Origin of the sequence: Streptomyces sp. NPDC049577, from assembly GCF_040675635.1 — a bacterium.
In the GTDB taxonomy this organism is placed as follows: Bacteria; Actinomycetota; Actinomycetes; order Streptomycetales; family Streptomycetaceae; genus Streptomyces.
This window is the reverse complement of the sequence record NZ_JBFAPH010000022.1, coordinates 1-22,826: the sequence shown is the minus strand read 5'-3', so window position 1 is coordinate 22,826 and position 22,826 is coordinate 1. Positions and strand designations below refer to the sequence as shown.

At 72.6% G+C, this 22,826-nt stretch carries 18 protein-coding genes and 1 pseudogene; 1 reads left to right on the top strand and 18 read right to left on the bottom strand.

Annotation, left to right across the window (positions count from 1 at the left end):
* Positions 1-27: 27 nt before the first annotated feature.
* The 16 genes from AB0K09_RS05060 to AB0K09_RS04985 all read right to left on the bottom strand — a co-directional run bounded on the left by AB0K09_RS05060 (position 28) and on the right by AB0K09_RS04985 (position 20,278).
* Positions 28-675 carry an HAD family hydrolase gene (locus AB0K09_RS05060; protein ID WP_366063890.1) on the bottom strand — a complete coding sequence of 216 codons (648 nt, stop codon included), beginning with the start codon at positions 673-675 and terminating at the stop codon, positions 28-30.
* Positions 676-712: 37 nt separating this feature from the next.
* Positions 713-1,183 (bottom strand): hypothetical protein, encoded by a 471-nt coding sequence (locus tag AB0K09_RS05055; RefSeq protein WP_366063889.1) that lies wholly within the window; start codon positions 1,181-1,183, stop codon positions 713-715.
* A 2-nt stretch (positions 1,184-1,185) separates the two neighbouring features.
* Complete coding sequence (locus tag AB0K09_RS05050) at positions 1,186-2,490, bottom strand: DUF1266 domain-containing protein (protein ID WP_366063888.1); 1,305 nt, start codon at positions 2,488-2,490, stop codon at positions 1,186-1,188.
* A 2-nt stretch (positions 2,491-2,492) separates the two neighbouring features.
* A complete protein-coding gene (locus AB0K09_RS05045; protein WP_366063887.1) occupies positions 2,493-2,792 on the bottom strand; it encodes a hypothetical protein in 300 nt (99 codons plus the stop codon).
* 104 nt (positions 2,793-2,896) lie between these two features.
* Complete coding sequence (locus tag AB0K09_RS05040; protein ID WP_366063886.1) at positions 2,897-7,708, bottom strand: putative T7SS-secreted protein; 4,812 nt, start codon at positions 7,706-7,708, stop codon at positions 2,897-2,899.
* Between the two features lie 2 nt (positions 7,709-7,710).
* A complete protein-coding gene (locus AB0K09_RS05035; RefSeq protein ID WP_366063885.1) occupies positions 7,711-8,307 on the bottom strand; it encodes a hypothetical protein in 597 nt (198 codons plus the stop codon).
* On the bottom strand, positions 8,304-8,750 hold the full coding sequence (locus AB0K09_RS05030) for an SseB family protein (protein WP_366063884.1): 447 nt from the start codon (positions 8,748-8,750) through the stop codon (positions 8,304-8,306). Before AB0K09_RS05030 ends, AB0K09_RS05035 begins: the two co-directional genes overlap by 4 nt.
* A 272-nt stretch (positions 8,751-9,022) precedes the next feature.
* Positions 9,023-10,183, bottom strand: coding sequence for a type VII secretion-associated serine protease mycosin (gene mycP, locus AB0K09_RS05025; RefSeq protein ID WP_366063883.1), 1,161 nt, complete (start codon positions 10,181-10,183; stop codon positions 9,023-9,025).
* A 29-nt stretch (positions 10,184-10,212) separates the two neighbouring features.
* The gene (locus AB0K09_RS05020; protein ID WP_366063882.1) at positions 10,213-11,790 is read right to left on the bottom strand and encodes a hypothetical protein; all 1,578 of its coding nucleotides are present in this window, start codon (positions 11,788-11,790) and stop codon (positions 10,213-10,215) included.
* Positions 11,790-12,200 (bottom strand): hypothetical protein, encoded by a 411-nt coding sequence (locus AB0K09_RS05015; RefSeq protein WP_366063881.1) that lies wholly within the window; start codon positions 12,198-12,200, stop codon positions 11,790-11,792. Before AB0K09_RS05015 ends, AB0K09_RS05020 begins: the two co-directional genes overlap by 1 nt.
* A 41-nt stretch (positions 12,201-12,241) precedes the next feature.
* Complete coding sequence (locus AB0K09_RS05010; protein ID WP_366063901.1) at positions 12,242-14,554, bottom strand: molybdopterin cofactor-binding domain-containing protein; 2,313 nt, start codon at positions 14,552-14,554, stop codon at positions 12,242-12,244.
* Positions 14,555-14,613: 59 nt separating this feature from the next.
* Positions 14,614-16,470 (bottom strand): 2Fe-2S iron-sulfur cluster-binding protein, encoded by a 1,857-nt coding sequence (locus AB0K09_RS05005; protein ID WP_366063880.1) that lies wholly within the window; start codon positions 16,468-16,470, stop codon positions 14,614-14,616.
* A complete protein-coding gene (locus tag AB0K09_RS05000) occupies positions 16,467-17,372 on the bottom strand; it encodes an FAD binding domain-containing protein (protein ID WP_366063879.1) in 906 nt (301 codons plus the stop codon). Before AB0K09_RS05000 ends, AB0K09_RS05005 begins: the two co-directional genes overlap by 4 nt.
* Before the next feature lie 314 nt (positions 17,373-17,686).
* A complete protein-coding gene (locus AB0K09_RS04995) occupies positions 17,687-19,288 on the bottom strand; it encodes a beta-N-acetylhexosaminidase (RefSeq protein WP_366063878.1) in 1,602 nt (533 codons plus the stop codon).
* Between the two features lie 75 nt (positions 19,289-19,363).
* Entirely contained in the window at positions 19,364-19,657 is a 294-nt protein-coding gene (locus AB0K09_RS04990) for a DUF3039 domain-containing protein (RefSeq protein WP_366063877.1), read from the bottom strand.
* Between the two features lie 30 nt (positions 19,658-19,687).
* Entirely contained in the window at positions 19,688-20,278 is a 591-nt protein-coding gene (locus AB0K09_RS04985; RefSeq protein ID WP_366063875.1) for a YqgE/AlgH family protein, read from the bottom strand.
* Between the two features lie 261 nt (positions 20,279-20,539).
* Between AB0K09_RS04985 and murA the strand changes: the two genes are divergently transcribed.
* Positions 20,540-21,874, top strand: coding sequence for a UDP-N-acetylglucosamine 1-carboxyvinyltransferase (gene murA / locus AB0K09_RS04980; RefSeq protein WP_366063874.1), 1,335 nt, complete (start codon positions 20,540-20,542; stop codon positions 21,872-21,874).
* 203 nt (positions 21,875-22,077) lie between these two features.
* Here murA and AB0K09_RS04975 read toward each other — a convergent pair whose 3' ends face one another.
* Together AB0K09_RS04975 and AB0K09_RS04970 are read right to left on the bottom strand one after the other, a co-directional pair.
* Positions 22,078-22,359 (bottom strand): HU family DNA-binding protein, encoded by a 282-nt coding sequence (locus AB0K09_RS04975; protein WP_004951951.1) that lies wholly within the window; start codon positions 22,357-22,359, stop codon positions 22,078-22,080.
* Between the two features lie 285 nt (positions 22,360-22,644).
* Positions 22,645-22,826, bottom strand: a pseudogene (locus tag AB0K09_RS04970) (NAD-dependent malic enzyme); the annotation flags it as partial.

The window sequence follows — 22,826 nt, the reverse complement described above, 5'->3', positions numbered from 1 at the left end:
CGGAGTTCCGACACTGCCCCTGCACCGCTACGCGGCAAGCAGCGCCGGCAGCTTGCGCATGTCGTCGAAGACGACCGTGCCGGGGCCTTCGAGCCGGTCCGCCGGGGTCAGCCCGCCCGCGTAGCCGAAGGAGCGCATGCCCGCCGCGCGGGCGGCCTCCACGCCGGGGCGGCTGTCCTCGACGACCACGCACGCCGCCGGGTCGACGCCCATCTGCCGTGCGGCGTGGAGGAAGAGGTCCGGGGCCGGCTTGCCCCGGGCGACCTCGGTGGCGCTGAAGATGCGGCCCGCGAAGTGGTCGTAGAGGCCGGTGCGGCCCAGCGTGTGGCGCATCTTCTCGTGCCCGCCGCTGGAGGCGACACAGCTCGGCAGCGTGATCTCGGCGAGCGCCTCGGGCAGACCCTCGACCGGGGTCAGATCGGCGTCGACCGCCTCCCGGTGCAGCTCGACGAACCGCTCGTCCCAGACCACGGCCATCTCCTCGCCCAGCCGGGCAGCGATCAGGTCCCTGATGGAACGGCTGGAGCGTCCGACGAACCGGTCGATGACGTCGTGCTCGGTGAGCGGCCAGCCCAGCTCCGCGCCCAGGGCGACATGGACCCGTACGGCGATGCGTTCGCTGTCGACCAGGACACCGTCGCAGTCGAATATGACGAGTTCAATCGGCTTGATCATCCCGGCAGAATAGCCAGGGCCGGCGACGGCCGGCCGGTCACAGCCTGAACACCCCGCGCCAGGTCCATCCCGCACCGAGGGCCGCTTCCCGCAGAGCATTCCTCATGTCCCGCGTGTCCAGCGTCTTGACCTTGCGTCGGCGGCCGTCGGGCCCCTTCTCGTACGTCCACTGCGCCGTGAAGCCCGACCCGCGGCCGTACTCGCGCGACGCGAACAGCGTGCCGCTGGTGGCGGTCCACTGCTCCTGAAGGGCCCGTATCTCGCGCCCGGACGGGTCCAGGCGCATGCGGATCCTGAGCCTCCGATCCACCCGCCGCCCCTCCTCGGTCGTCTGGAGCCACCACTCCCCCACCACGTCGGCCTTCTCCGACGTCATGGCGTTGCGGACGCGGTACGGCACGTGTGGGCCGCCCACCGCGAGCAGCGCGTCCCGGACTTCCGCAGCGGACCGCGGAACGACATCGCTGTCGGGGTACTTGGTGCCGAGCCATCTGTCCCGGAGACCCATCGCTATTCCTTCCAGGGGATGTTGAGCCACGGGCTGGCCGGATCCGTGGTGAGGACGCGGTGAGCGTCCAGCACACTCTGGTACCACTCGCCGAACTCCTCGTCGTCGAAGTGGAGGCAGCGCCCGAGGATGAAGCCGGCGGAGAAGTCCTGCCACGAGCGGTAGGTGGCCTGGGCCGCACGGCCGGCGCGGAGGACGGCGTTCTCTGCCTCCGGCAAGGTGCAGAAGCGCGCACCGAGGCCCCAACGGGCCATGCCGGAGGCCCGGCCGTAGTCCCAGGCCTCGACGGAACGGACGTAGGCCCCGTCCTCCAGGAGTCCGTCCGCGCGGAAGCGGGCCTCGTAGCGGGTGATCCGGCCGATCAGCCGCCGGACCCCCGCGATCTGCGACTCCAGCTCACCGGGGGTGAGGGCCTCGACCTTGGTCACGCCCTCGGGGGTGATGCGCACCTCGGCCGCCTGCTCGATGTTGTGGCGTATGGTCCGCTCGGCCACCTCCCGCCAGTGCTCCACACCGACGGGGCCGGCGAATTCACGGGCGAGGGAGCGGCGGACCTTGAGCACGAACTCCCATACGTCGCTGACCATGTCCGCCTTCAGCAGGCGCTCCTGGGTGCTCAGCCAGTCCTGGCGGCCGGCGACGCCCCACCACTCCTTGAGCCGGCCGCGCTCGTGGGCGAAGCCCTTGCCGTGGTAGGCCATGGCGTTCCACAGCTCGCCGTTCCGTACGAACAAGAGCGCTCCGCAGGCCAAACCGTGGGCAACGGGGCCGTGCAGCGGGCCGCCGATGCGCAGGGTACGCAGCTGGTTGTGCTCGTGGTGACAGCCACCGTTGTCGGCGCCAAGGGCACGCTCGTGGTGCCGGGTCCACGTGGCGCGGTAGGCGGGGCCGGCCGGCAGGACCGCCTCGCAGGGGGTGCCGGGGTTGACGACCATGAACGGCGGGTCCCGGTCCTCCCAGACGCGGGCGTACCAGCCGAGGGAGTTGGCGCAGAAGACCGGGTCCTCGACGGGGGCGGGCAGCACGCCCTCGGTGAAGACGGCCAGGCACTGGGTGCCGGTCCGGGGGTTCCAGTAGGGCATGAAGAGCACGGAGCCGGGGTTGGCCTCGACGTGGTGCCGGGGGACGGCGAGGTACAGGTCCGTGGTGGCGAGCACGTCGAAGTAGGCGGGCCAGTCGCCGCGCGTCTTGGCCTCGTACAGCTCGTGCTCGACGGCGCTGGGCGCCTGCCACGGGGGGTCCATCTGCGGCGGGGGGCCGAACGTGGCGCTCGCGCCGGGCCCCTCGCCGGGGTTCTGCATGCCCATGATCAGGACTCTACCGAGGGCCCCTCGTGCGGCCTGGACCGGCCGCCCAACGGCTCATCGAAAAGTCTCCTGATTTCGTCCTCGGCAGACTTGGCGAGGATGCGCAGTTCGCGCCACTCAGAGGCAGACCTCACAGCGGACTCAAGCCACACCTCCTTTCGCGAATCCGTCATCCTTTGCAGCTGCTCGTCCACGGGCCGAAGGGCATCCAGAACCTGCTCACCGAACTGCCCCATTCCCACGAGCCCAGTCACAAGCGAGAACACATCGTCAAACTCCAACGCGATCTCGTCGGGGCCCACCCTCAATCGGTGCAAGTACTCCGCCTGTTCCTGCGCATTTGACGCCAGCAACCGAGTCACCTGAAGGATTTGCTGAACGACCCTCTCTTCGCGATATTTAGCGGTCACCGAATGACGCCTCCAAGGTCACCCTCCCAGCCCTTCACACGCCAGTACGCCCCATCTCCGTGATGCCCACCCCCAGGATGCCACCGAAGCATTCTTCCCGTCGGTTCGCCACCTTCCGTGTACTCACGCAGAACCCAGCCCTGGCCCGCGTGGCCACCTCGGCCCAAGGTTTCCTCCCGCCATCCGCGTTCACCTATCAGGGCGCCACGCACCTCCTCAGGCAAAACACCCCCGCTCAGGATCTGGGGATTTTCCATGATGTCTTCGATTCCTTGAATGGAACCGACAGGCCCGGCCTCTTCTCGGAGCTGCTGCCTCAGACGTTCGCCATTGGCCGCGTTGGCGGGCCCATCTGCGCCCCCTCTAGGGCACCCCTCCGGTGCCAGCCCCAACGGGTCCGCCCACGTGCACGGGTTGTGCACATACGCCACCGGATTCGGTGCCGGCTCCAACCCCATTGGGTCCGGGGACAGATAGCGCGCCGTCTCCGGGTCGTAGTGGCGGTGGAAGTTGTAGTGGAGGCCCGTTTCCGGGTCGAAGTACTGGCCCGGGAAGCGGAGGGGCGTGTAGGCCGTGCTCGTCCTCGACCAGGTCGTCGTGCCCCATACCGTGGCGCGCGTGCGCCACGCCGTCGTGCCGGACTCGTCGACCAGTTCCGTCGGCGCGCCGATCAGGTCCGTGACGATCGCGAAGAAGCGGCTGTCGATCTCGCGCTGCGGGGCGTCCGCCGCCGATATTCGCTCCGTCTGGGAGACGGGGCGCAGGCCGTCGTGGTCCCAGGTCAGCGTCACCGGGTCGGGGAGGTCCGCGGACGTCGTCGTCTGCTCGGTCAGGGTCGGGCCGTCCCAGGTGAAGGTCACCTCCTCCGCGGTCTCTCCGGTAGGAGTGAGACGCCGTTTCGCGATCCGGCGGCCGAGAGGGTCGTAAACGTACCGCCAGCACGTGCCGTCCGGCGTCGTGACCGACGTCAGGCGGTCCTCGGCGTCCCATGCGTACCGCCAGGTGTCCGGCTTGCGGGAGAGGCGGGTCTTCTGGCGGAGGACTACGCGGCCCTGTGCGTCGTGTTCGTAGCGGACGTTGCCCGCGTGCGTGAGCCGGGTGCCCGTGTACGCGCGGGGACCCTGCGCCTCCGCGCCCGGGTGTCCGGTGGGCCAGGCGGCCTCTGTCTGGTTGCCCGTCTCGTCGTAGGCGTACCGTTCCTGCCAGTCCGGGGCCGTCACCGCGGTCACCCGGCCCACCGCGTCGAGCTCGAAGGAGCGGTCGTTGACGGCCGTCAGATAGCCGTCACGGCGGTAGGTGTAGTCGCGGCGCTGGAGGGAGGCGCCGGACAGCGTCAGGGACTGCGCCGTGACGCGGCCCGCCGCGTCCCACTCGTGCGACAGCGTCAGCCCGTCGCCGAAGTGGCGCGCGATCTCGCGGCCCGCAGCGTCGTGTTCGATGTCGAAGACGCGGCCGGAGGCCGTGAGCGACGTGCGGCGGCTCGCCGCGTCGTACGTCCAGGTGCTGACGGCGCCGGCCGGCGTCACGCGGCGCGTGCGGCGGCCCAGGCGGTCGTACGCGAACGTCAGCGTCCGGCCGTCGGTCGTCTCGGACTTGACGCGGCCGAGGCGGTCGCGGCCGTAGACGACCGTCGCGTCCGGGCCGGCGGCCTCCAGCAGACGGCCCGCCGCGTCGTGCGCGTACGTCGTGACCGCGCCGTCGGCGTTCTTGGCGACGACGCGGCCGAGTACGTCGTGCTCGTAGGCGATCGTCTGGCCCAGCGCGTTCGTCCGGGCGGTCAGCCGGCCCGCCGCGTCGTGGGTGTAGGCGAGGGTCCGGCCGTCGAAGTCGGTCTCCGAGCGGAGGCGGCCGGCCGGGTCGTAGTCGTAGGACCAGATCAGGCCCTGCGGGTTGGTGACCTGCCGCAGCCGCAGCTGCGTGTCGTGGGTGAACTCGTGCCGCACGCCGTCCGGGCCCGTCCGGGCCGCGAGGAGGTCGAAGTGGGTGTACTCGTAGCGGGTGACCCCGCCGATCGCGTCGGTGTGCGTGGTGCAGTTGCCCTCGCCGTCGTAGGTCCAGGACTGCTCGGAGCCGTCCGGCTCGACGCGCTGGAGCAGCCGGCCTTCGACGGACCACCGCATGCGGGTCGTCGCGCCGAGCGGGTCGGTGACGGCCGTCACACGGCCGAAGGCGTCACGGCGGTAGGTGGTGACGCCGCCCAGCGGGTCGACGGTCTCGACCGGCAGGCCGGCGCGGTCGCAGCGCAGACGCGTGGTGTTGCCGAGGGCGTCCGTGACGGACGACGGATGCCCGTTCGCGTCGTACGCGTAGCGCGTCACCGCGCCCGTGGGGTCCGTGGTGGACACCCGGTTGCCGTCGGCGTCGTAGGTGTGGCGCCAGACGGTGCCGTCCGGGCCGGTGATCTCCAGCGGGAGGCCACGGCCGTCGTGCGAGGCGGTGGCCTCGCGTCCGTCGGGGCGGACGACGGCCGTCAGCCTGCCGTCCCCGTCGTACCGGAACTCGGCGGTCCGGCCGAGCGGGTCGGTGCGGGAGAGCAGCCGGTCGCGGCGGTCCCATCGGGAGAGCGTGGTGGCGCCGTTGGGGTCGGTCTCCGCGACGAGCTGGGAACGGTCGTTGAAGGTGTAGCGGCTGGTGTGGCCGAGGGAATCGGTGACGGCGGTGACGCGCAGACCGGTGGCGGGGTCCGGCGCGCCGTACTCGAAGGTGTGGCGCAGGTGGCCCTCGGTGCCCGTCTGGAAGACGCAGCGGTCGTGGTCGTCGTACGCGTACCGGTAGCCGCGGCCGTTGCGGTCGGTCCACGCCGTCATGCGGTGGCGCTCGTCGTAGGTGAAGCGCAGGGGCGTACCGGAGGAGTTGACGACCTCGGTCAGATCGCCGTCGGTGTAGCCGTAGCGGATCAGCTCCACGTCCGTTTCGCCGGGGCCCGCGCCGACGAGGTGGAGGGCGGTGATGCGGTCCGCCTCGGTGGTGATCCGGATGCGGCGACCGGCGTGGTGCGCGAGGGCGAGCGGGGTGCCGTCGGCGTCGTACTCGTACGTGATCCAGCGGCCGGCGCGGTCGGTGATCTGCTCCAGCAGGGCGGTCCCGTGCCGGGCAGGGTGACCGCCCGGGGGCGCGAAGTGCCTGGTGAGGCCGGTCAGCGGGTCGGTGACGGTGTAGGAGCCGCCGGCGTCGATCTCCAGGGACCAGCGGGGGCCGTGGGTCGGGAGGGTCGGGACACCGGGGGCCGGGTGGGGGTAGGCGAGGAGCCGGCCGTCCTCGCAGACCAGGACCACGCCTTCGGGGTCGATCTCCAGGCGTTGGTCCGCGGTACTCGTCCAGGAGGGGCCCAGCCAGCGACCCGCCCGGTAGGCGGAGCCGACCCTCCGGGAGAAGGCCAGTGGGAGGGCACCGGGCAGGTGGGCGTCGGTCTGAGAGAGGAACATGTGGCCGGTGGCGAGGTCGATCGGGTCGGTGTTCCCGCACGGCTTCTGCTGGTCCGACTGCCCCGCGCTGCTCGGGTTCTCCTCATGCTGCGCCCGTGCCGCACTGGTCCCGCCCGCCTCACCGGCCTCGCGTTCGGCGCTCGTGGCGGCCCGTCCCGCTCCCCGGCCGGCCAGTTCCTCGGCGCCCTTCGTGGCGCTGTTGACGGCCATGCGCCGGCCGGCGGCGGCACCGAGGCTGCCGCCGTCGGTGGCCAGGGCGGAGAAGGCGTCGAAGCCGAACCGGCCGGACGCCTCCGCGTTGTCCTTGCCCCATTGGTCGCCGAGCAGCATGGCAGGGGCCCGCCCCGGGTGGTTGGCGAGGGTCACCATGCCGGCGGCGAGGTTGTTGAGGTGCGTCGCGTACTGCGCCGGGTGGGTGACGTTGTACGGGTCGAGGGGGAGGACCGTACGGGCACTCTTGACGAGCCCCGTGGCGCCCTTGGCCACGCCACCGAGGAAGTGGGTCCCCTCGACCGCGCCGATCGTCCTGGCGTCCGCGAGGTCCATCCTCGCGCGGTCGGTGAACGCGGGCTTCTGCGGGGCGTCCTTCAACGCGCCCTTGACCGCGGCGACTGCGGTGGCGGCAGCGGCGTCACGCTGCTTGCGGGCGTCGGTCAGGAGCTCCTGGGCCTCCCGCATCTTGTCCGCGCCGGCGTTGGGGCATTCGCCGGGCGGTACGGGCGGGGTGCCCGGGTCGTGGCCCTGCCGCAGCGCGGCGTTGTACGCGTCCGCCGCCCTGTTGTAGGCGTCGACGTTCGCCTTGTACGTGTCGAAGGCCTTCTTCTGCGCCTCCTTGCCGGCCTTGTACAGGCCGATGGCCTCCTTGGCCCTCTCCTTCGCCCAGGCCACCGTCTCCGCGTACGTCTCCAGGGCCTTGGACGCGTTCCCGCAGGCGTCTGCCGCGTACGCCCACTGCCGTGGGTGCATGGCGAACTTCTCGCGGAAGGCGTCGGCGCCCGCTCCCCGCCAGTGGCCGGGGTCGAGCCCGGTCATGCCCTTGCCGACGCCGTCGAAGGCGGCCGAGAAGTCCTTCAGATGGGAGGCGGTCCTGCGGATGTTGCCGACGTTGCCGTGAAGGAGCTGGTCCGGGTCCTCGGTCCGGCCGAGTTCCTTCTCGTCGACGTGGGCGCCCATGCCGGAGGCGAACTCGTCGCCGAGGTCGTCGGCGACGTTCGCCGCGTCGTGGAACCCGAGCTTGTCGAGGCCGTCACCGGCCCGGTGGGCCACCCAGTTGACGCCTTCGCCGAGCTTCTTCCTGCCCTCGTCATAGAGGTCTTCCGCGCCGTCGCCGAGTTTGTCGGCGCCCTTCTTGATGCTGTGGCCGATGTCGTCGAAGAAGCTCATGCTCAGCGGTCACCCGCACCCGGTGCGCCGCTGTCCTGGGCCCGTTCGCGGCGAGCGGCTTCGAGGGCCGCGCGCAGCGCTCCGTCGTGGCCTTGGGATTCCCGGGTGTCCTGGTAGACCGCCCTGTCGGTCTTCGCCATGTCGGTGGCGGCGTCCTTGAACGACTGCCCGCTGTAGTCGGCGTCCGCGAAGTAGCTGTGGTCTGCGATCTCACCCATGGACATCTTCTCGGCCTGCTCGTCCGCGAGCGTCGGATCGGAGACGAGGCCGGCCGCCACCACCTTGAGCGTTCCTTCGACGTATTTGTCCTGCTCGTAGTAGAGCCCGGCCGACAGACCGACGCGGCGCGCGAACTCGTTGCCGTCGTGGACGAGGGAGCGGACTCCCCACTCCCAGCGCTCGCAGAATTCCTTGAACGCGCTCGTCAGGCCGTCGTGTCCCGTGTCCGTTCCGGAGAGTGCGAGAGCTCCGAAGCCTCGGCCGGCGCTCGATTCGCCGATTCCGCCGAACTCCTTGAGCTCTCCGATCGCGTCGGTCAGACCCTTGGTGATGAGCCCGAGCGACTCCTCGCTCGCCCGCAGATCCCCGTTGCCGCTCACTGCGCCTCCCCCTGCGGCTCGTCCACGACCGTGTTCAGTGCCGCGGCCTCCGGCACGACTCCCGCCACGGGCGGCAGGAAGAACGGGGCGTCGCCACCCACGTCGAGCGCCACTCCGGCCGGTTCGCCGATCGCCGGCACCACGACGTCGAGCAGGCGGGCGCCGAGGACGGACACGTACTCCCAGTCCGGTCGTGGCGTCCCGCTGCCGTCCGCGCGTGCGACGGCGAACCGGGCCAGCGCCGCCTCGTCGGTGAACGCGTGGATCCACCAGACGTCGCCGTGCGCGGTCGTCCACAGCCCGCCGCGCTCGTCGAGCGGCACCAGCACCGCGGCGCGCCGGAACTCCCCCACGACGGCGGCGGGCCGTCCGCGGCCCTCGTGGAGGGCGGCGACCTCCCGTGCCAGGGCGCTTGCCGCGCGGTGGGGCGTCTGTTCGGCCACGTCGTCTGTCCCGCCCCTCGCGTCACACCCTGTCCATGCTCTGGCCAAGGTTACTGACGGGGGTACGGCTGCGGCGACGGCCTGACGACAACGCTGACGAGGGTGAACATCCAGTTATTCGGCGCGCCCGGCCCGCCCGTTGAACGTCGCGTACTTCTTGGGTACGTCCACATACCAGTGCGCTGCGCTCTCTCCCCCAAGAGTCGCGGCAGGGCCCGTCCGTGGGGAGCGGGCCCTCGTGGAACGAACGCACGAAGCCCCGGGGGGAGTGATCAACCGTTCCGTCTGCGACGGCGGCTTACGGCTACGCCCGCGCCGACGGCGAGGGCGATGCATGCGATGACTGCGCCGGCTGCGATCGGGGTGGCGCTCGAGGAGACGAGGCCGGTCGCCCTTTTCGTGCGCGCCCCGGGAGGCGCGGCCGTCTCCCGGGTCACCGGTGCGACCGACTCCGGGAGGGGGCTCACATCCGGCGGCCCCGGGTCACCGGGGCTCTGGAGCGCGACCCGGGGGCGGACGACGCCGTAGCCGATGCTGTCGCTGCGCTTCTCGCCGCTCTTGGGGCCGCCGGCGGTGTTGATGAGCACGCGGAGGACCTGGTTGGCGGTCCATTCGGGGTGGACGGACCAGAGGAGGGCGGCGGAGGCGGAGGCGAGGGCGGTGGAGTCGCTGGTGCCGTCGCCTGTGCAGAGGCCCGGGCTGCCGTCGGTACAGGGCGCCACCATGTCCGCCCCGGGGGCGGCCAGGTCCACTTGCGGGCCGTGCTGGGACCAGGAGGTTGCCTTGATCTGACGATCGACCGCTGCGACACCGACGACCCCCGGAGTCGCAGCTGGATACTGCACGAGGTTGCCCTTGTCTCCCGTGTTCCCCACGCCTGCAAAGATCAGCTTGCCTTTGCTCACGGCGTAGCGAACGGCCTCGTCCTCTTCGGGGCTCTGACCGGCGCTGGCCAGGGAGATATTGATGACCTTCGCGTTCGAGTCGGCCGCGTACCGAATGGCTGATGCCACAGCGCGGGAACCCGATGCGAAGTCCTGGTCAGCCGAGGCACGCAACGGAAGGATTTTCACGCCCGGCGCCAGGCCGAACGAACCGTCTCCTTGGCCAGTACCGGCGATGAACAGCGCCATGCGCGTGCCGTGACCATCAATGTCTGTCCGGGCCGAGCCCGGCTGCCCCGTGAAGTCCCTCCCTTCGAGCACCTGCCCTCGCAGGTCGGGTACATCCGCGACCCCGGAGTCGACGACCGCCACGGTGACCCCCGCCCCCGTGCTGGTCTTCCACATCTCGTCTGCACGCATCGCGTCCAAGTACCACTGTTGGGAACGGACCGTGTCTGCGCGGGCTTCCGGACAGAAGGCACCGAGCAGGAGCAGAACCGTGGCTGCGGTCCGCCATCGGTTCACGCGCCGTTGTTGAGTGCTGTGCATGTGAGGTCCTTCAGGGCCGTCGCTCGGGCTCAATCGATGACTGGTGGGACCACACGACGGTGACTGGTCCAGGTCTGCTCGTCTTCGCTGAGATAGTCAGGGCGCCGGCCTTCTCGGTCGTGTTCCGAGTTGGAACCGCGCTCTCCCGCCAGTCCCGTTCCCCCCGGGGTAAAAGGACGGTCGGCGCCTTGACGACCTTGCCCCGAGGGCCTGCCACCCACGACCCCTCCGGGTTCGGTCGCGAGTCGTCTCCCGTTCCCCGTGCCTTGCCGTCCTGCCGACCCTCCTGCCGCCGGAACACCGGCAAAGCCGGGCGCCATTGTGTTGCCGACCTGCCTCGACCCCTGTCCGGGCTCGGCACCGATGACCGTGCCTCTCGGAAGGGATCGATTCGGCTGCCCGGCGCCTCGAGGAGAGGGGCGCCCGCCGACGATGCCATCCGCGGGCACACTGGGAATCCGACCCGTCGGCGTGCTGATCCCGGGCCGACCTGAAGGAACACGCCCCAGTGCATTGGCGGGAACGCCATTGGCCCCCCTGGAGGGGCCCGATGCGCCACGCCCCGGCCCCGCGGGCACGCCACGTCCCACATCAGCCGGTAGGGCTACAGGCGGGGGTGGCAATGGAACCGTATGCCGCGGGGTGCCGCCTCCCGGCAGTGGAGGCGGTTCGGTTCCATGCCCACCTGCCGGCACATGAGGCATCGTTGCCGCGCCATCGATACGACTTGTTGTCGGCACATCCGGCAGCCTGCTGCCAGGTGACGTCTCCCTGGCCTCATGTCCCAGGGGAGGAGTGGAATCGTGCGCGGTCGAGCGCGCAGGCTCATAGACGCTGGATGCGTACGGGCCCGACCCACCCGCCCCGTGCGCAAACGGAGACGGTCCTGGCGAGGCGCCGACGTCACCCCCGTCAGGAATCCGCCTTGTGGCCTCGATGTCGCTGAGGTCAGGCAACATGCTCGGCTCCAACGGCGCGAACACCGGCGCCTTGGCCCCCTGGATGTTGTGCGCCGACCACGCGTACGACTCCGCAAGTTTGCGCATCAGCCGTGCCGCCTCCAGGCGGTCGTGCTCCAGGCGTTGCTGCGCCTCGTACGCCTGCTTCTGCGTCGGGCCCGGCTGCGACAGGCCCCCGCTCTGGTCGGAGACCAGCGGCTGCGGGACCGCGCCCACCTGGCCCGGGTGGGCCTGGTGGTACGCGGCCAGCGTGGCGCTGTCCGGCGACGACACCTCCGGCATGAGGCGGTGGACCTGCGTCAGCGTCTCCGCCGCGTGGCCCATCCACGTCGCCGCCGTGCCGGCGAAATCGCTCAGGCCCAGCGTCGCGTTGGCCATGTCCGAGCCCCAGGTGCGGAACGCCTCGCCGGCGTCGCTCTCCCAGTGGACGCCGGCCATGTGCTCCCTGAGCCTGGTGGCGATCTTCTCGGTCGCCTCCGACACGTGCGCCAGCTTGCGGTGCAGTTCCGTGGCGTGCTCGGGCGACGCGTGTGCCACCATCGCCCGGAGCTCCGCGTGCGACTTCGACTCGAAGTCGGAGGTGGTGAACAAGCCACCGACCGGCTGGTTGATCGCCGGTGAGACGGGGCCGACGGGCGGCGTCGCCATCAGATGCTCCCCTCGTCGCTGCCGGGGCGGCGCCCGTCGGGCGGCGCCGGGGCGGCGTACAGCTCCTTCGTGCGGCGCTGGATCGCCCACAGGCGCTCCCGCAGCTCCGCGTCCACGTTCGCGTAGCCCACGCGCGCCCCGTGCACGGCCGTGCTCAACGCCTCGATCTGGTCCGAGAGGAGCCCCGCGAGGGTCTCCAGCCGTGCGTGCAGGGCGTTGTACGCGCCGTACAGGCCGTAGACCTCCGGGAAGTTCGCCCCCAGGTGGTCCGTGCCCAGCCGTGCCCCGGCGACGCGGCCCGGGGCGGCGGCGCCCTCGTTCAGCTCGGTCAGGAGGTCGTCGACCTGCCCCTTGAAGACCTTCAGCGAGCGCAGCTCCGCCGCCAAACGGTCCGTCTGCCCCCCGGCCACGCCTGGCCCACCCCCTGATCCGCCTGTCCGACCCGGACAGGTTACGGCGTCATCGCCGCCGTCTGCGGCCGGATCGGGAGGCGGTTGACCGGGCGGCCGGTCGCCGCGCGGACCGCCGAGGCGACCGCGGCCGGGGCCGTGACGACCGGGACCGCGCTGATCGCCTTCGCGCCGAAGGGGGCGACGACGTCGCGTTCCTCGACGAGCTTGACGATGTGCACGGGCGGCACGTCGAGGGCGGTCGGCAGGGCGTAGCCGGTGAGGTCGGGGCGGCGGACGAGGCCGCCCGTGGTGCGGAGGTTCTCGGTGAGGGCGGCGCCGATGCCCTGGGTGATGCCGGCCTCGATGCGGGTGCGGGCCTGACGGGGGTTCAGGACGCGGCCGACGTCCTGGGCGACGGCCACGTCGACGACGCGCACGGAGCCGAGCTCGACGTCGACGTCGACCACGACCCGTACCGCGCAGAAGGCCATGCCGACGAAGGCGTCGCCCTGGCCGGAGTCGTCGAGGGGCTCGGTCGGGTGGGGGCGGCACTGGGCGGTGGCCCAGAGTTCCTTGCCGTCGAGGGCCTCCGCGACGGTCGTGCTGAGCACGCCGTCGTACGAGGTGATCTTGCCGTCGGCGATGGAGAGCAGCTCGGTGGACATGCCGAACTGGTGGGCCAGCGGCTGCAGCAGCTGGGTGCGGACCATGCGCGCGGCCCGCTCGACCGCGCCGCCCGAGACCCAGGTGTGGCGGCCGTGGCAGGCCGGGCCGGCCGGGGGCTGGTCGGTGTCCACGGGGGCGACGTGGACCTCCTCGATGCCGAGGATCTCCTGGACGATCTGGCGGGCGAGGGTCGTGAAGCCCTGGCCGGTCTCGACGGCCGCGCAGATGACGGTGGCGACGGAGCCGCTGACCTTCACGGTGGCGGTGGAGACCTCGTCGGCGCCCTCGGCGCCGAGCATGTGGACCATGCCGAGGCCGTAGCCGACGCCGCGGCGGACGGCGGCCGGGTCACCGGCGCCGTCGGGGCCGCCGGGCAGGATCCACTCGTCCTCCTCCGCGGGCACCTCCGGCAGCGGGACGTCGCGGACGGCCCGCAGGAGTTCGGCGACGGGGGCCGGGCAGGTGACGGTCTGCCCGGTGGGCAGGAGGTCGCCGGTGGCCATGACGTTGCGCATGCGCAGCTCGGCCGGGTCCAGGCCGAGCTTCGCCGCGAGCTTGTCCATCTGGCCCTCGTACGCGGCGCAGACCTGCATCGCACCCTCGCCGCGCACATGGCCGGAGGGCGGGTTGTTGGTGCGCACCGCCCAGCCCTCGATGAAGGCGTGCGGGACGACGTAGGGGCCGCAGGCGAAGGAGACGGCGGCGGCCAGGGCGTCGGCGGAGTGGTCGGCGTAGGCGCCGGCGTCCATGAGGATCTGCGCCTCGACCTTGACGAGCTTGCCGTCGGCGTCGGCGTGGTGGCGGTAGCGCAGGAGCGTGGGGTGGCGGTGGGCGTGGCTGAGGAAGGACTCCTCGCGGGTGGCGGCCAGCTTCACCGGGTGGCCGGTGCGCAGGGCGAGCAGGCCGAGGGCCAGCTGGGTGCCGGAGTCCTCGCGGTCGCCCATCGCGCCGGGCACGCCGGTGACGACGACCTTGACGCGCTCGGGCTCCAGGGCGAAGCAGGCGGCCGCCAGGTCGCGGTCGGCGTGCGGGTCGGTGGAGGCGGTGTAGAGCTCGACGCCGCCGTCGGGGCGCGGCACGGCCAGGCCGGCCTCGGCGCCGATGGGCGCCGGGTCCTGACGGCCGATCCGGTAGAGGCCCTCGACGATGACCTCGCCGGTGATCTCCGGGTCGCCGAAGCGCAGCGGGATGTGGCGGATGAGGTTGCCGTCGGGGTGCAGGGGCTCGGCGGAGAACGCCTGCTCGGGGTCGGTGACGGGCTCCAGGACCTCGTACTCGACGGCGATCGCGGCGGCGGCGAGCCGGGCCGTGTCGGGGTGGTCGGCGGCCACGGCGGCGATCGGCTCGCCGTGGTGGCGGACCAGGTCGCAGGCGAAGACGGGCCGGTCCGCCACGCCGCGCCCATGGGCGGCGTCACCGGGTACGTCGGCGTGCGTGACGACCGCGTAGACGCCGGGCATCGCCTGCGCGGCCGTGGTGTCGATCGCCAGGATGCGGGCGTGCGGGTGCGGCGAGCGCAGCACGGCGGCCCACAGCAGTCCCTCGGCCCACAGGTCGGCGGCGTACGGGAAGGTGCCCTGGGTCTTGGCGTCCGCGTCGGTCGGCGGAAGGGAGACGCCGAGCCCGTGCTGCGGGGGCTCGGCGGTGAGGGGCGGGATGAGCGAGGTCGTGGTGACGGAGCCGGGGTCGTCCGCCGCGCCGCCCATGCCGGTCATGCCGGCGAGGCCCCCCAGTCCGGCCGCGCCCATGTCGCCGCCCATGCCCGTCATGCCGTCGCCTTTCCGCTGCCGCCGTTGTGCGGGCCCGCCTGGTGCGGGATGCGCGCCGTGTCCGCGCCGGGCTGCCCCGGCTCGGCCTCCTCGAGTGCCGCGGCCGCCTCGGCGCGCTCGTCGACGACCTGGCGCACCGCGTCCAGGACGCCCCGGTAGCCGGAGCAGCGGCAGAGGTTGCCGCAGATCGCCTGGCGGGTCTCCAGCTCGGTCGGGGCGTGGTTGCCCTCCAGGAGGTCGTGCACGGTCATGGCCAGGCCGGGCACGCAGAAGCCGCACTGCACGGCCCCGCACTCGGCGAGGGCGCGCTGCACGTCGGAGGGCTGCCCGCCCGCCGCGAGGCCCTCGACCGTGCGGACCTCGGAGCCGGCCGCGGTCGCCGCCGGTACGAGGCAGGAGGCCACGAGCCGCCCGTCGACCTGGACGGAGCAGGCGCCGCACTCGCCCTGCGAGCACCCGTCCTTGGCTCCGGCCAGCCCGAGGCGCTCGCGCAGGACGTACAGCAGCGACTCGCCGATCCAGGCGTTGGTGACGGGCCGGTCGGTGCCGTTGACGCGCAGGACGTACGAGGCGCAGGGGTGCTCGGTCAGGGGGTTGGCCAGGAGCGTGTCGTCGGTGGCCGGGGTCCCGTCCGGGGCGGGGGCCTCGCCCGCGGTGGGGGCCTCCGCCGGGAAAGCCTGGGCCGCCTGGTCCGTCTGGGTCGCCTGGTCCGTCTGGGCCGTCTGGTCCGCCTCCGCGGTGGCCGGGGCGACCGGGGCGGCGGGGGCGTTCGGCTGGTGCGACGGCGACGGGGCCGACGGGGCCGGCTGGGCCGGTTCGGCCTCGGCGGTGGGGGCGTGCGTGTGGTCCGGCGCGGTTTCGGCGGTCTGCTGGGCCGGCACGGACGGGCCGGCGGCAGGGGCGTCCTGCGGCGGGTCCGCCGGGTGCGGGTCGCGCTGGGCCGGGAAGCCCTCCGCGGCGGGGGCCTCGGCCGGGTCGGACGGGGCCGGCTCGGCGACCGGGTGCGGCTCGTGCGCCTGCTGCGGGACGACCGGCTCGGCCGTGGCCTGCTGCGGCCACGCGTGGGCGGTCCACTCGCCGGCCGGGCTGTCGCCCGTACCGGTGACTCCCGTCAGGTGGTCGGCGGGCAGGGCGTACTCACCGGAGTCGTCCGGCACGTCCTCCGGCGCGGCCGGAACGGACCACTGCCCGGTCGAGGCGGCGTCGGCAGCGGCGTCGGCGGGAGAGTCCGCGGCGTCCGGAACGGGCCACTGTCCGGTCGACACATCGGTGGCCGCGGGTGCGGCGGGCCAGCCGGAGTCGTCCGGCGCGGTGGGCACGGACCACTGTCCGGTCTCCTGTCCGACCGGAACGGACCACTGTCCGGACGACGCGATCGACGCGGCGTCGGCACCGGCGGACGGAACGGCCTGCTGCGGCCAGTCGTCCGTGCTCTCCTGCGCCTGCGGAACCGTCCACTGCCCGGTCGGCGTCGACGCCGGCTCGGCAGTGTTCCGTACGGGGTACTCGCCGGACTCGTCCACCGGGTCGTCCCCGGCGGCGGGCACCGACCACTGCGCGGCAGGGGTCTCCCACTGCGCGTGCTGCGCGTGCCGGCCGTGCCACTGCGGCTGCTCGGCCGCCGGCGCGCCCTGCTGCCAGGCCTCCGCCGCAGGCGGGCTCGTGTGGCCCGTGCCGGGCGCGGCCAGGGGACCCCAGCCGCCGGGCGTGCCACCGGTGCCGGGGTGCGCGAGCAGCTCGGGCGGCAGCTGGACGAACGTGGTGCCGTCCGCGTCGAGCTCGCCGCCGCGCGGGATCGGCTGCCAGCCGCCCTCGCCGGACTGCGGCGTGTGTCTCTGCTGTTCGTCACTCACGCGAGTGCCCTCCCCAGTGCTCGGCGGGCCAGGGTCGCCACCGTACGACGGAGATGCAACACGGCCGGCGGCAGGGTACCCGGCTCGGGGCCGCCCGGGGCGGGCTCCTGGGGAACCGGGTCGGGGATGCACGCGGCGGCCACGTAATCGCCGAAGGCGGCGCACACCTCGGGGGCAAGGGTGCGCTCGCCGTCCCAGTCGATGAGGGACGAGACCCAGTGCTCGGCCTCGAAGGGCCGCAGCGGCATGGGCGCGACGGCCCCCACCGCGCAGCGCACGCTGCGCCGGGCCGGGTCCAGGACGACCGCGACGGAGGCGATGGCGCGGCTCGGCCCGGTGCGGCCGGTGGCCTTGAGGAAGACCTGCGGGGCGTGCAGCAGGGGCACGCGCACGTAGCCGATGAGCTCGGCCGGGTGGAGCATCTCCAGGCCGGCCAGCAGCCGGCCGACGGGGATCTCGCGGCGCATCCCGCCGGGCGAGGCGATGACGAGGGACGCCTCCAGCGCCGCGAGGACGGGCAGCGCGTCACCGGTGGGTGCGGCGGAGACGATGTTGCCGCCGAGGGTGCCGGCGTTGCGGATCTGGGGCGGTCCGGCGGTGCGGGCGGCGGCGGCCAGAGCGGGGATCAGGGCGGCGAAGTCGGGGCGGCCCATGCGGGCGTGGGTCAGACCGGCGCCGAGCAGGGCGTGGCCGTCCTGGTACTGCCAGCCGCGGATCTCGCTGATGCGGCCGAGGCCCACCAGACCGGCCGGGCGCAGCAGCCCGGAGTTGACGGCGGCCATCAGATCGGTGCCGCCCGCGACGGGCACGGCTGTGGGCATGGCGGCGAGCGCCGCCACTGCCTCGTCGAGCGAGCCCGGCAGCGTCACGGTGTGTGCCGCCTGCGGTGCGTGCGTGGTCAACCCAGCTGCCCCTTCCCCGGTGGTCCCGACTGTTCCGCCAGGTCTCGCCGTACGGTACGTGCTGTCGGCCCGGACGTGGCAACTCTGGCACATCTTCCGGCTCCGCCGTCGCGAGGGTCGGCCAACCACCGGACCGCCCCGGGCCGTCGGCAAGGTCCGGCTTGTGGAGCTCTCTCCACTGTGGGCGTATTGCCATGGTTGGGGGTCCTTGTGCGGCTTGCGGGTCTTAACGGCGGCTTACGGCGGCTTACGGCAGTGTGTGAGGGACACCGTGCCAGGGGCGCGGCACACGGGCCGTCACCTTCCGTGCGGCCTCACACGATCGGGGGCGGGCCCTCGATCGGGCGTCCGAGCACGCCGGGCCGGCGCTGCCAGGGGTGCGGGCCGGCGGGCGGGCGGTAGGCGACGCCGAGGGCGTCGAGCCGGGCGTAGTGGGCGTCCGCCATTCGGCGCTCGAAGCCGGCCCAGTCGCGCCCGGCGGGGGCGGGCAGGGCGGACCACACGGTCTCGGCGAAGGCGGCGAGGCGGGGGAACGCCTGGTAGTCGACCCGCTGCTGGTCCTCCGTCACCTCGGTCCAGAGGTTGGCCTGCGCGCCGAGGACGTGCGCGGCCTCCTCCCCGGTGAGCTCCGGGGGCACGGGCTCGAAGCGGTAGACGTCCTCCAGGGTGCGGACATAGCCGATGGGGACGGGCTCGTCGGGGCCCGGGGCCTGCCGGTGGTCCAGATAGACCTGCTGCTCGGGGCACATGACGACGTCGTGGCCGACGCGGGCGGCGGCGACGCCGCCCCGGTGGCCGCGCCAGGAGGAGACGACGGTGCCGGGCGGCAGGGGGCCGCCGCCCTCCAGGATCTCGTCCCAGCCGACGAGGCGCCGGCCGCGTTCGGCGAGCCGGCGGGCGAAGTGGGCCGTGAACCAGCCCTGGAGCGCGTCCTCGTCGGCCAGCCCCTCCGCCGCCCGGCGCGCCCGCGCGGTGGGGGACGCCCGCCACTGGTCCTTGGGGCACTCGTCACCGCCGAGGTGGACGAAGGGCGAGGGGAAGACGTCGAGGAGCTCGGTGAGGACGTTCTCGTAGAAGGCGAGGACGGTGTCGGTGGGAGCGAGGACGTTCGGGCTGACGCCCCAGGTGTCCCACACGGCGAGCGAGGCGGTGTCGACGACGTCGGTGTTGCCGAGTCCGGGGTACGCGGCGATGGCCGCCTGCGAGTGGCCGGGAATGTCGATCTCGGGGACGACCGTGATGTGCCGCTCTGCGGCGTACGCCACGATTTCGCGTAGGTCGTCCTGGGTGTAGAAGCCGCCGTGCGGGCGTTCGTCCCACAGCGGGGACGCCCGGTGCCCGTACTTGGTGCGGGCACGCCAGGCCCCGGTCCCGGTGAGGCGGGGGTAGCGCTCGATCTGCGGGCGCCAGCCCTGGTCGTCCGTCAGGTGGAGGTGGAGGACGTTCAGTTTGTGCGCGGCCAGCAGGTCGACGTACCGGAGGACGCCGTCCTTCGGCATGAAGTGCCGGGCGACGTCGAGCAGGAAGCCGCGCCAGGGGAAGCGGGGCGCGTCCTCGATGTGGACGTGGGGCACGCTCCAGCCGCCGCCGGGCCGCACCGGCGCGCGGCGGAAGGCCTCGGGGCCGAGCAGCTGGCGCAGCGTCTGGGCGGCCCAGAAGACGCCGGCGGGGGTGCCGCCGGTGATCCGGATCCCCTCCGGGGAGGCGGTGAGGCGGTAGGCCTCGGCGGGGAGGGTGCCGTCGACGCGGAGTGCGATGCCGGGGCTGCCCGGCGGTAGCGGTAAGCGGAGGACTGTGCGCAGCCAGTGGGCGATGTGCTCGGTGCCGGGGGCTGCGGCGAGGTGGGTCGTCCCGTCGAGGACGCAGGCGCCGGGCCCGGTCGTGTCGGCCCGGCAGGGGGCGGGGATCAGGTCCATGCGGGGAGCCTTCCCCGGACCCGCCCCCGTTTCCTTCGGGGCTCCGCCCCGAACCCCCGGTCCTCGGCGGTGCGGCTACTTCTTGTCGCCGCCCTTGTCGCCGCCCTTGTCGTCGCCTCCGGCGCCCATGCCTTCGAAGATTTCCTTGCACATGGGGCATACGGGGTACTTCTTGGGGTCGCGCCCGGGCACCCAGACCTTGCCGCAGAGGGCCACGACCGGGGAGCCGGAGAGCGCGCTCTCCATGATCTTGTCCTTCTGGACGTAGTGGGCGAAGCGCTCGTGGTCGCCGTCGCCGTGCGACACCTGCGGCGTCGGCTCTACGAGGGTGCCGGTACCTGCTCCGCGCTCGGGCTCGAGAGTGCTCATGGGACCCAAGGGTACTGGGGCCGGGCGGTCTCAGTTGAGGCTCGGGTCGTCCGGATAGGTGGCGACCATCGCCAGTTCGTTCCGCTGGCGGCGCAGCACGGCCCGCCACAGCCGGCGCGGGTCGGGCGAGGAGACGTCGCCGGGCTCGGACTCCACCACGTACCAGGCACCCTCGACCAGCTCGTCCTCCAGCTGGCCGGGGCCCCAGCCCGCGTATCCGGCGAAGATCCGCAGCGAGCCGAGCTCGGTGGCCAGCAGCTCCGGCGGGGCTTCCAGATCGACCAGGCCGATCGCACCGTGCACCCGGCGCCAGCCCAGCGGGCCCTGGCGGCCCTCGGCGGCGCCGTGGTCGTGGTTCTCCCCCGGCACCACGCCCACCCCGAGGGCCGAGTCGAGGGAGACCGGGCCGCCCTGGAAGACCACCCCGGGCTCGCCGGTCAGCGCGGCCCAGGACTCCAGGATGTCCGCGACGCCGACGGGGGTCGGGCGGTTGAGGACCACGCCGAGGGAACCCTCCTCGTCATGGTCGAGCAGCAGCACCACCGCGCGGTCGAAGTTCGGGTCCGTGAGCGCCGGTGTCGCGACGAGCAGTCGCCCTGTGAGCGAGGACACCTCGGTCATGGCGACATGATCCCGCATTTCGGGCCGCCGCGGGGAGTGGATGCGCCGGAGGGGCCGGAGCGGCCGGGGGGCGTACGAGAGCAGCGACCGGGCGCGGCCCGGAACCGCCCCGGCGATAACCGGTAGCGACCGTTCCATATACAGCGCGTGTTGTGACAAACCCATGACACGGAAGGAAGGCCCTTGGGCCCGCCTGGCCGGTCCGCGATCGCATTACCCTTTCTTCCTGTCCCCTGACCGACTCCAGGAACGCGGAGATCCATGACCGGCCCTGACGATGTCCTGCTTGTCCACGGCGGTACCCCGCTCGAGGGCGAGATCCGTGTCCGCGGCGCGAAGAACCTCGTGCCCAAGGCCATGGTCGCCGCGCTGCTCGGCAGCGAGCCCAGCCGGCTGCGGAACGTCCCCGACATCCGCGACGTCCGGGTGGTGCGCGGACTGCTGCAGCTGCACGGCGTAGCCGTGCGCCCCGGGGACGAGGAGGGCGAGCTGGTCCTCGACCCGTCCAAGGTGGAGAGCGCCAACGTCGCCGACATCGACGCCCACGCCGGCTCCTCGCGCATCCCGATCCTCTTCTGCGGCCCGCTGCTGCACCGGCTCGGCCACGCCTTCATCCCGGGCCTGGGCGGCTGTGACATCGGCGGCCGGCCGATCGACTTCCACTTCGAGGTGCTGCGCCAGTTCGGCGCGACGATCGAGAAGCGCGAGGGCGGCCAGTACCTGGAGGCCCCGCAGCGGCTGCGCGGTACGAAGATCGCCCTGCCGTACCCGTCGGTCGGCGCGACCGAGCAGGTGCTGCTGACGGCCGTGCTGGCCGAGGGCGTCACCGAGCTGTCGAACGCGGCCGTGGAGCCGGAGATCGAGGACCTCATCTGCGTGCTGCAGAAGATGGGCGCGATCATCGCCATGGACACCGACCGGACCATCCGGATCACCGGTGTGGACAAGCTCGGCGGCTACAACCACCGCGCCCTCCCGGACCGCCTGGAGGCGGCCTCCTGGGCGTCCGCGGCGCTGGCCACCAAGGGCAACATCTACGTCCGCGGCGCCCAGCAGCGGTCGATGATGACCTTCCTCAACACCTACCGCAAGGTCGGCGGCGCCTTCGAGATCGACGACGAGGGCATCCGCTTCTGGCACCCGGGCGGCTCGCTCAACGCCATAGCGCTGGAGACGGACGTCCACCCCGGCTTCCAGACCGACTGGCAGCAGCCGCTGGTCGTGGCCCTGACGCAGGCCTCGGGCCTGTCGATCGTCCACGAGACGGTCTACGAGTCCCGCCTGGGCTTCACCTCCGCGCTCAACCAGATGGGCGCCCACATCCAGCTCTACCGCGAGTGCCTGGGCGGCTCCGCCTGCCGCTTCGGCCAGCGCAACTTCCTGCACTCCGCGGTCGTCTCCGGCCCGACGAAGCTGCAGGGCGCCGACATGGTCGTGCCCGACCTGCGCGGCGGCTTCTCGTACCTGATCGCCGCGCTGGCGGCGGAGGGCACCTCCCGGGTGCACGGCATCGACCTGATCAACCGCGGGTACGAGAACTTCATGGAGAAGCTCAAGAGCCTGGGTGCGCAGGTGGAACTCCCGAACGGCTCCTGAGCCGGGCCGTCCGGGGCCCCGCAAGGGGCCTGACGGGCCGTTGGAACGCCGAAGCCCGTGTGGACCTGTCCAAGGTCCACACGGGCTTTTTCGTGCGCCGACGCGGCGCTCACGGCCTGACAGGGCCTCACCAGTGGCAAAAGGGCGGCCACCCCGTACGGGGTGGCCGCCCTTCGTCCGGCGCCGCGCGCAGCGCCCGGGGCTTACTTGCCCTTCGCGGCTTCCTTGAGCTTCGAGCCCGCGGAGACCTTCACGCTGTAACCGGCAGCGATCTGGATCGGCTCGCCCGTCTGCGGGTTGCGCGCGGTCCGAGCGGCACGGTGGGTGCGCTCGAAGGTCAGGAAGCCGGGGATGGTGACCTTCTCGTCGCCCTTGGCGACGACCTCGCCGACGGTCTCGGCGAGCGCGGCCAGAACGGCGTCGGCGTCCTTGCGGGTCACCTCGGCGCGGTCGGCCAGAGCGGCCACCAGCTCACTGCGGTTCATGTTGTACTCCCGTGTTCTTCTTGCCAATGAGGCGTGAGATCGAAGCCGATGCTGCCAGGGCCCTCGGACAGTCCCCGGACCCGGGTCCGTTGCCGGACCCTCGCGCCCGGTTACGCATCCTGCCCCCACCAGTGGCGGGAAAGCCAATCCGGCACCCTGGAGAGTCACACGGAAAGCGCCACGGCCGGCGCCACAGCCTCGGATGCGGCCGCATTTCTGCGGCCGGATGTCTGCCCGACACCTTATGGGGGCTCAAGAGGCCCCGCGCCACTCGACGCGCCGTGGTCAGGCGGTCGTGGTGGCCGTCACAGCCGCTCCGGCGGCCTTGGCGGCCTCGCGGACGGCCCCGGCGACCGCCCCCGCGACCTTGTCGTTGAAGACGCTGGGGATGATGTAGTTGGCGTTGAGTTCGTCCTGGGCGACGACGTCGGCCAGGGCGCCGGCGGCGGCGAGCATCATCTCGGTGT

Bases quoted from the DNA above. Each gene is read 5' to 3' on its own strand.
- AB0K09_RS05020 (WP_366063882.1), bottom strand. From the start codon at position 11,790: ATGGCGACGCCGCCCGTCGGCCCCGTCTCACCGGCGATCAACCAGCCG.
- AB0K09_RS04975 (WP_004951951.1), bottom strand. From the start codon at position 22,359: ATGAACCGCAGTGAGCTGGTGGCCGCTCTGGCCGACCGCGCCGAGGTG.
- AB0K09_RS04995 (WP_366063878.1), bottom strand. From the start codon at position 19,288: ATGGACCTGATCCCCGCCCCCTGCCGGGCCGACACGACCGGGCCCGGC.
- AB0K09_RS05010 (WP_366063901.1), bottom strand. From the start codon at position 14,554: ATGGGCGGCGCGGCGGACGACCCCGGCTCCGTCACCACGACCTCGCTC.
- AB0K09_RS05040 (WP_366063886.1), bottom strand. From the start codon at position 7,708: ATGAGCTTCTTCGACGACATCGGCCACAGCATCAAGAAGGGCGCCGAC.
- AB0K09_RS04985 (WP_366063875.1), bottom strand. From the start codon at position 20,278: ATGACCGAGGTGTCCTCGCTCACAGGGCGACTGCTCGTCGCGACACCG.
- mycP (WP_366063883.1), bottom strand. From the start codon at position 10,183: ATGCACAGCACTCAACAACGGCGCGTGAACCGATGGCGGACCGCAGCC.
- murA (WP_366063874.1), top strand. From the start codon at position 20,540: ATGACCGGCCCTGACGATGTCCTGCTTGTCCACGGCGGTACCCCGCTC.
- AB0K09_RS04990 (WP_366063877.1), bottom strand. From the start codon at position 19,657: ATGAGCACTCTCGAGCCCGAGCGCGGAGCAGGTACCGGCACCCTCGTA.
- AB0K09_RS05055 (WP_366063889.1), bottom strand. From the start codon at position 1,183: ATGGGTCTCCGGGACAGATGGCTCGGCACCAAGTACCCCGACAGCGAT.
- AB0K09_RS05050 (WP_366063888.1), bottom strand. From the start codon at position 2,490: ATGGGCATGCAGAACCCCGGCGAGGGGCCCGGCGCGAGCGCCACGTTC.
- AB0K09_RS05060 (WP_366063890.1), bottom strand. From the start codon at position 675: ATGATCAAGCCGATTGAACTCGTCATATTCGACTGCGACGGTGTCCTG.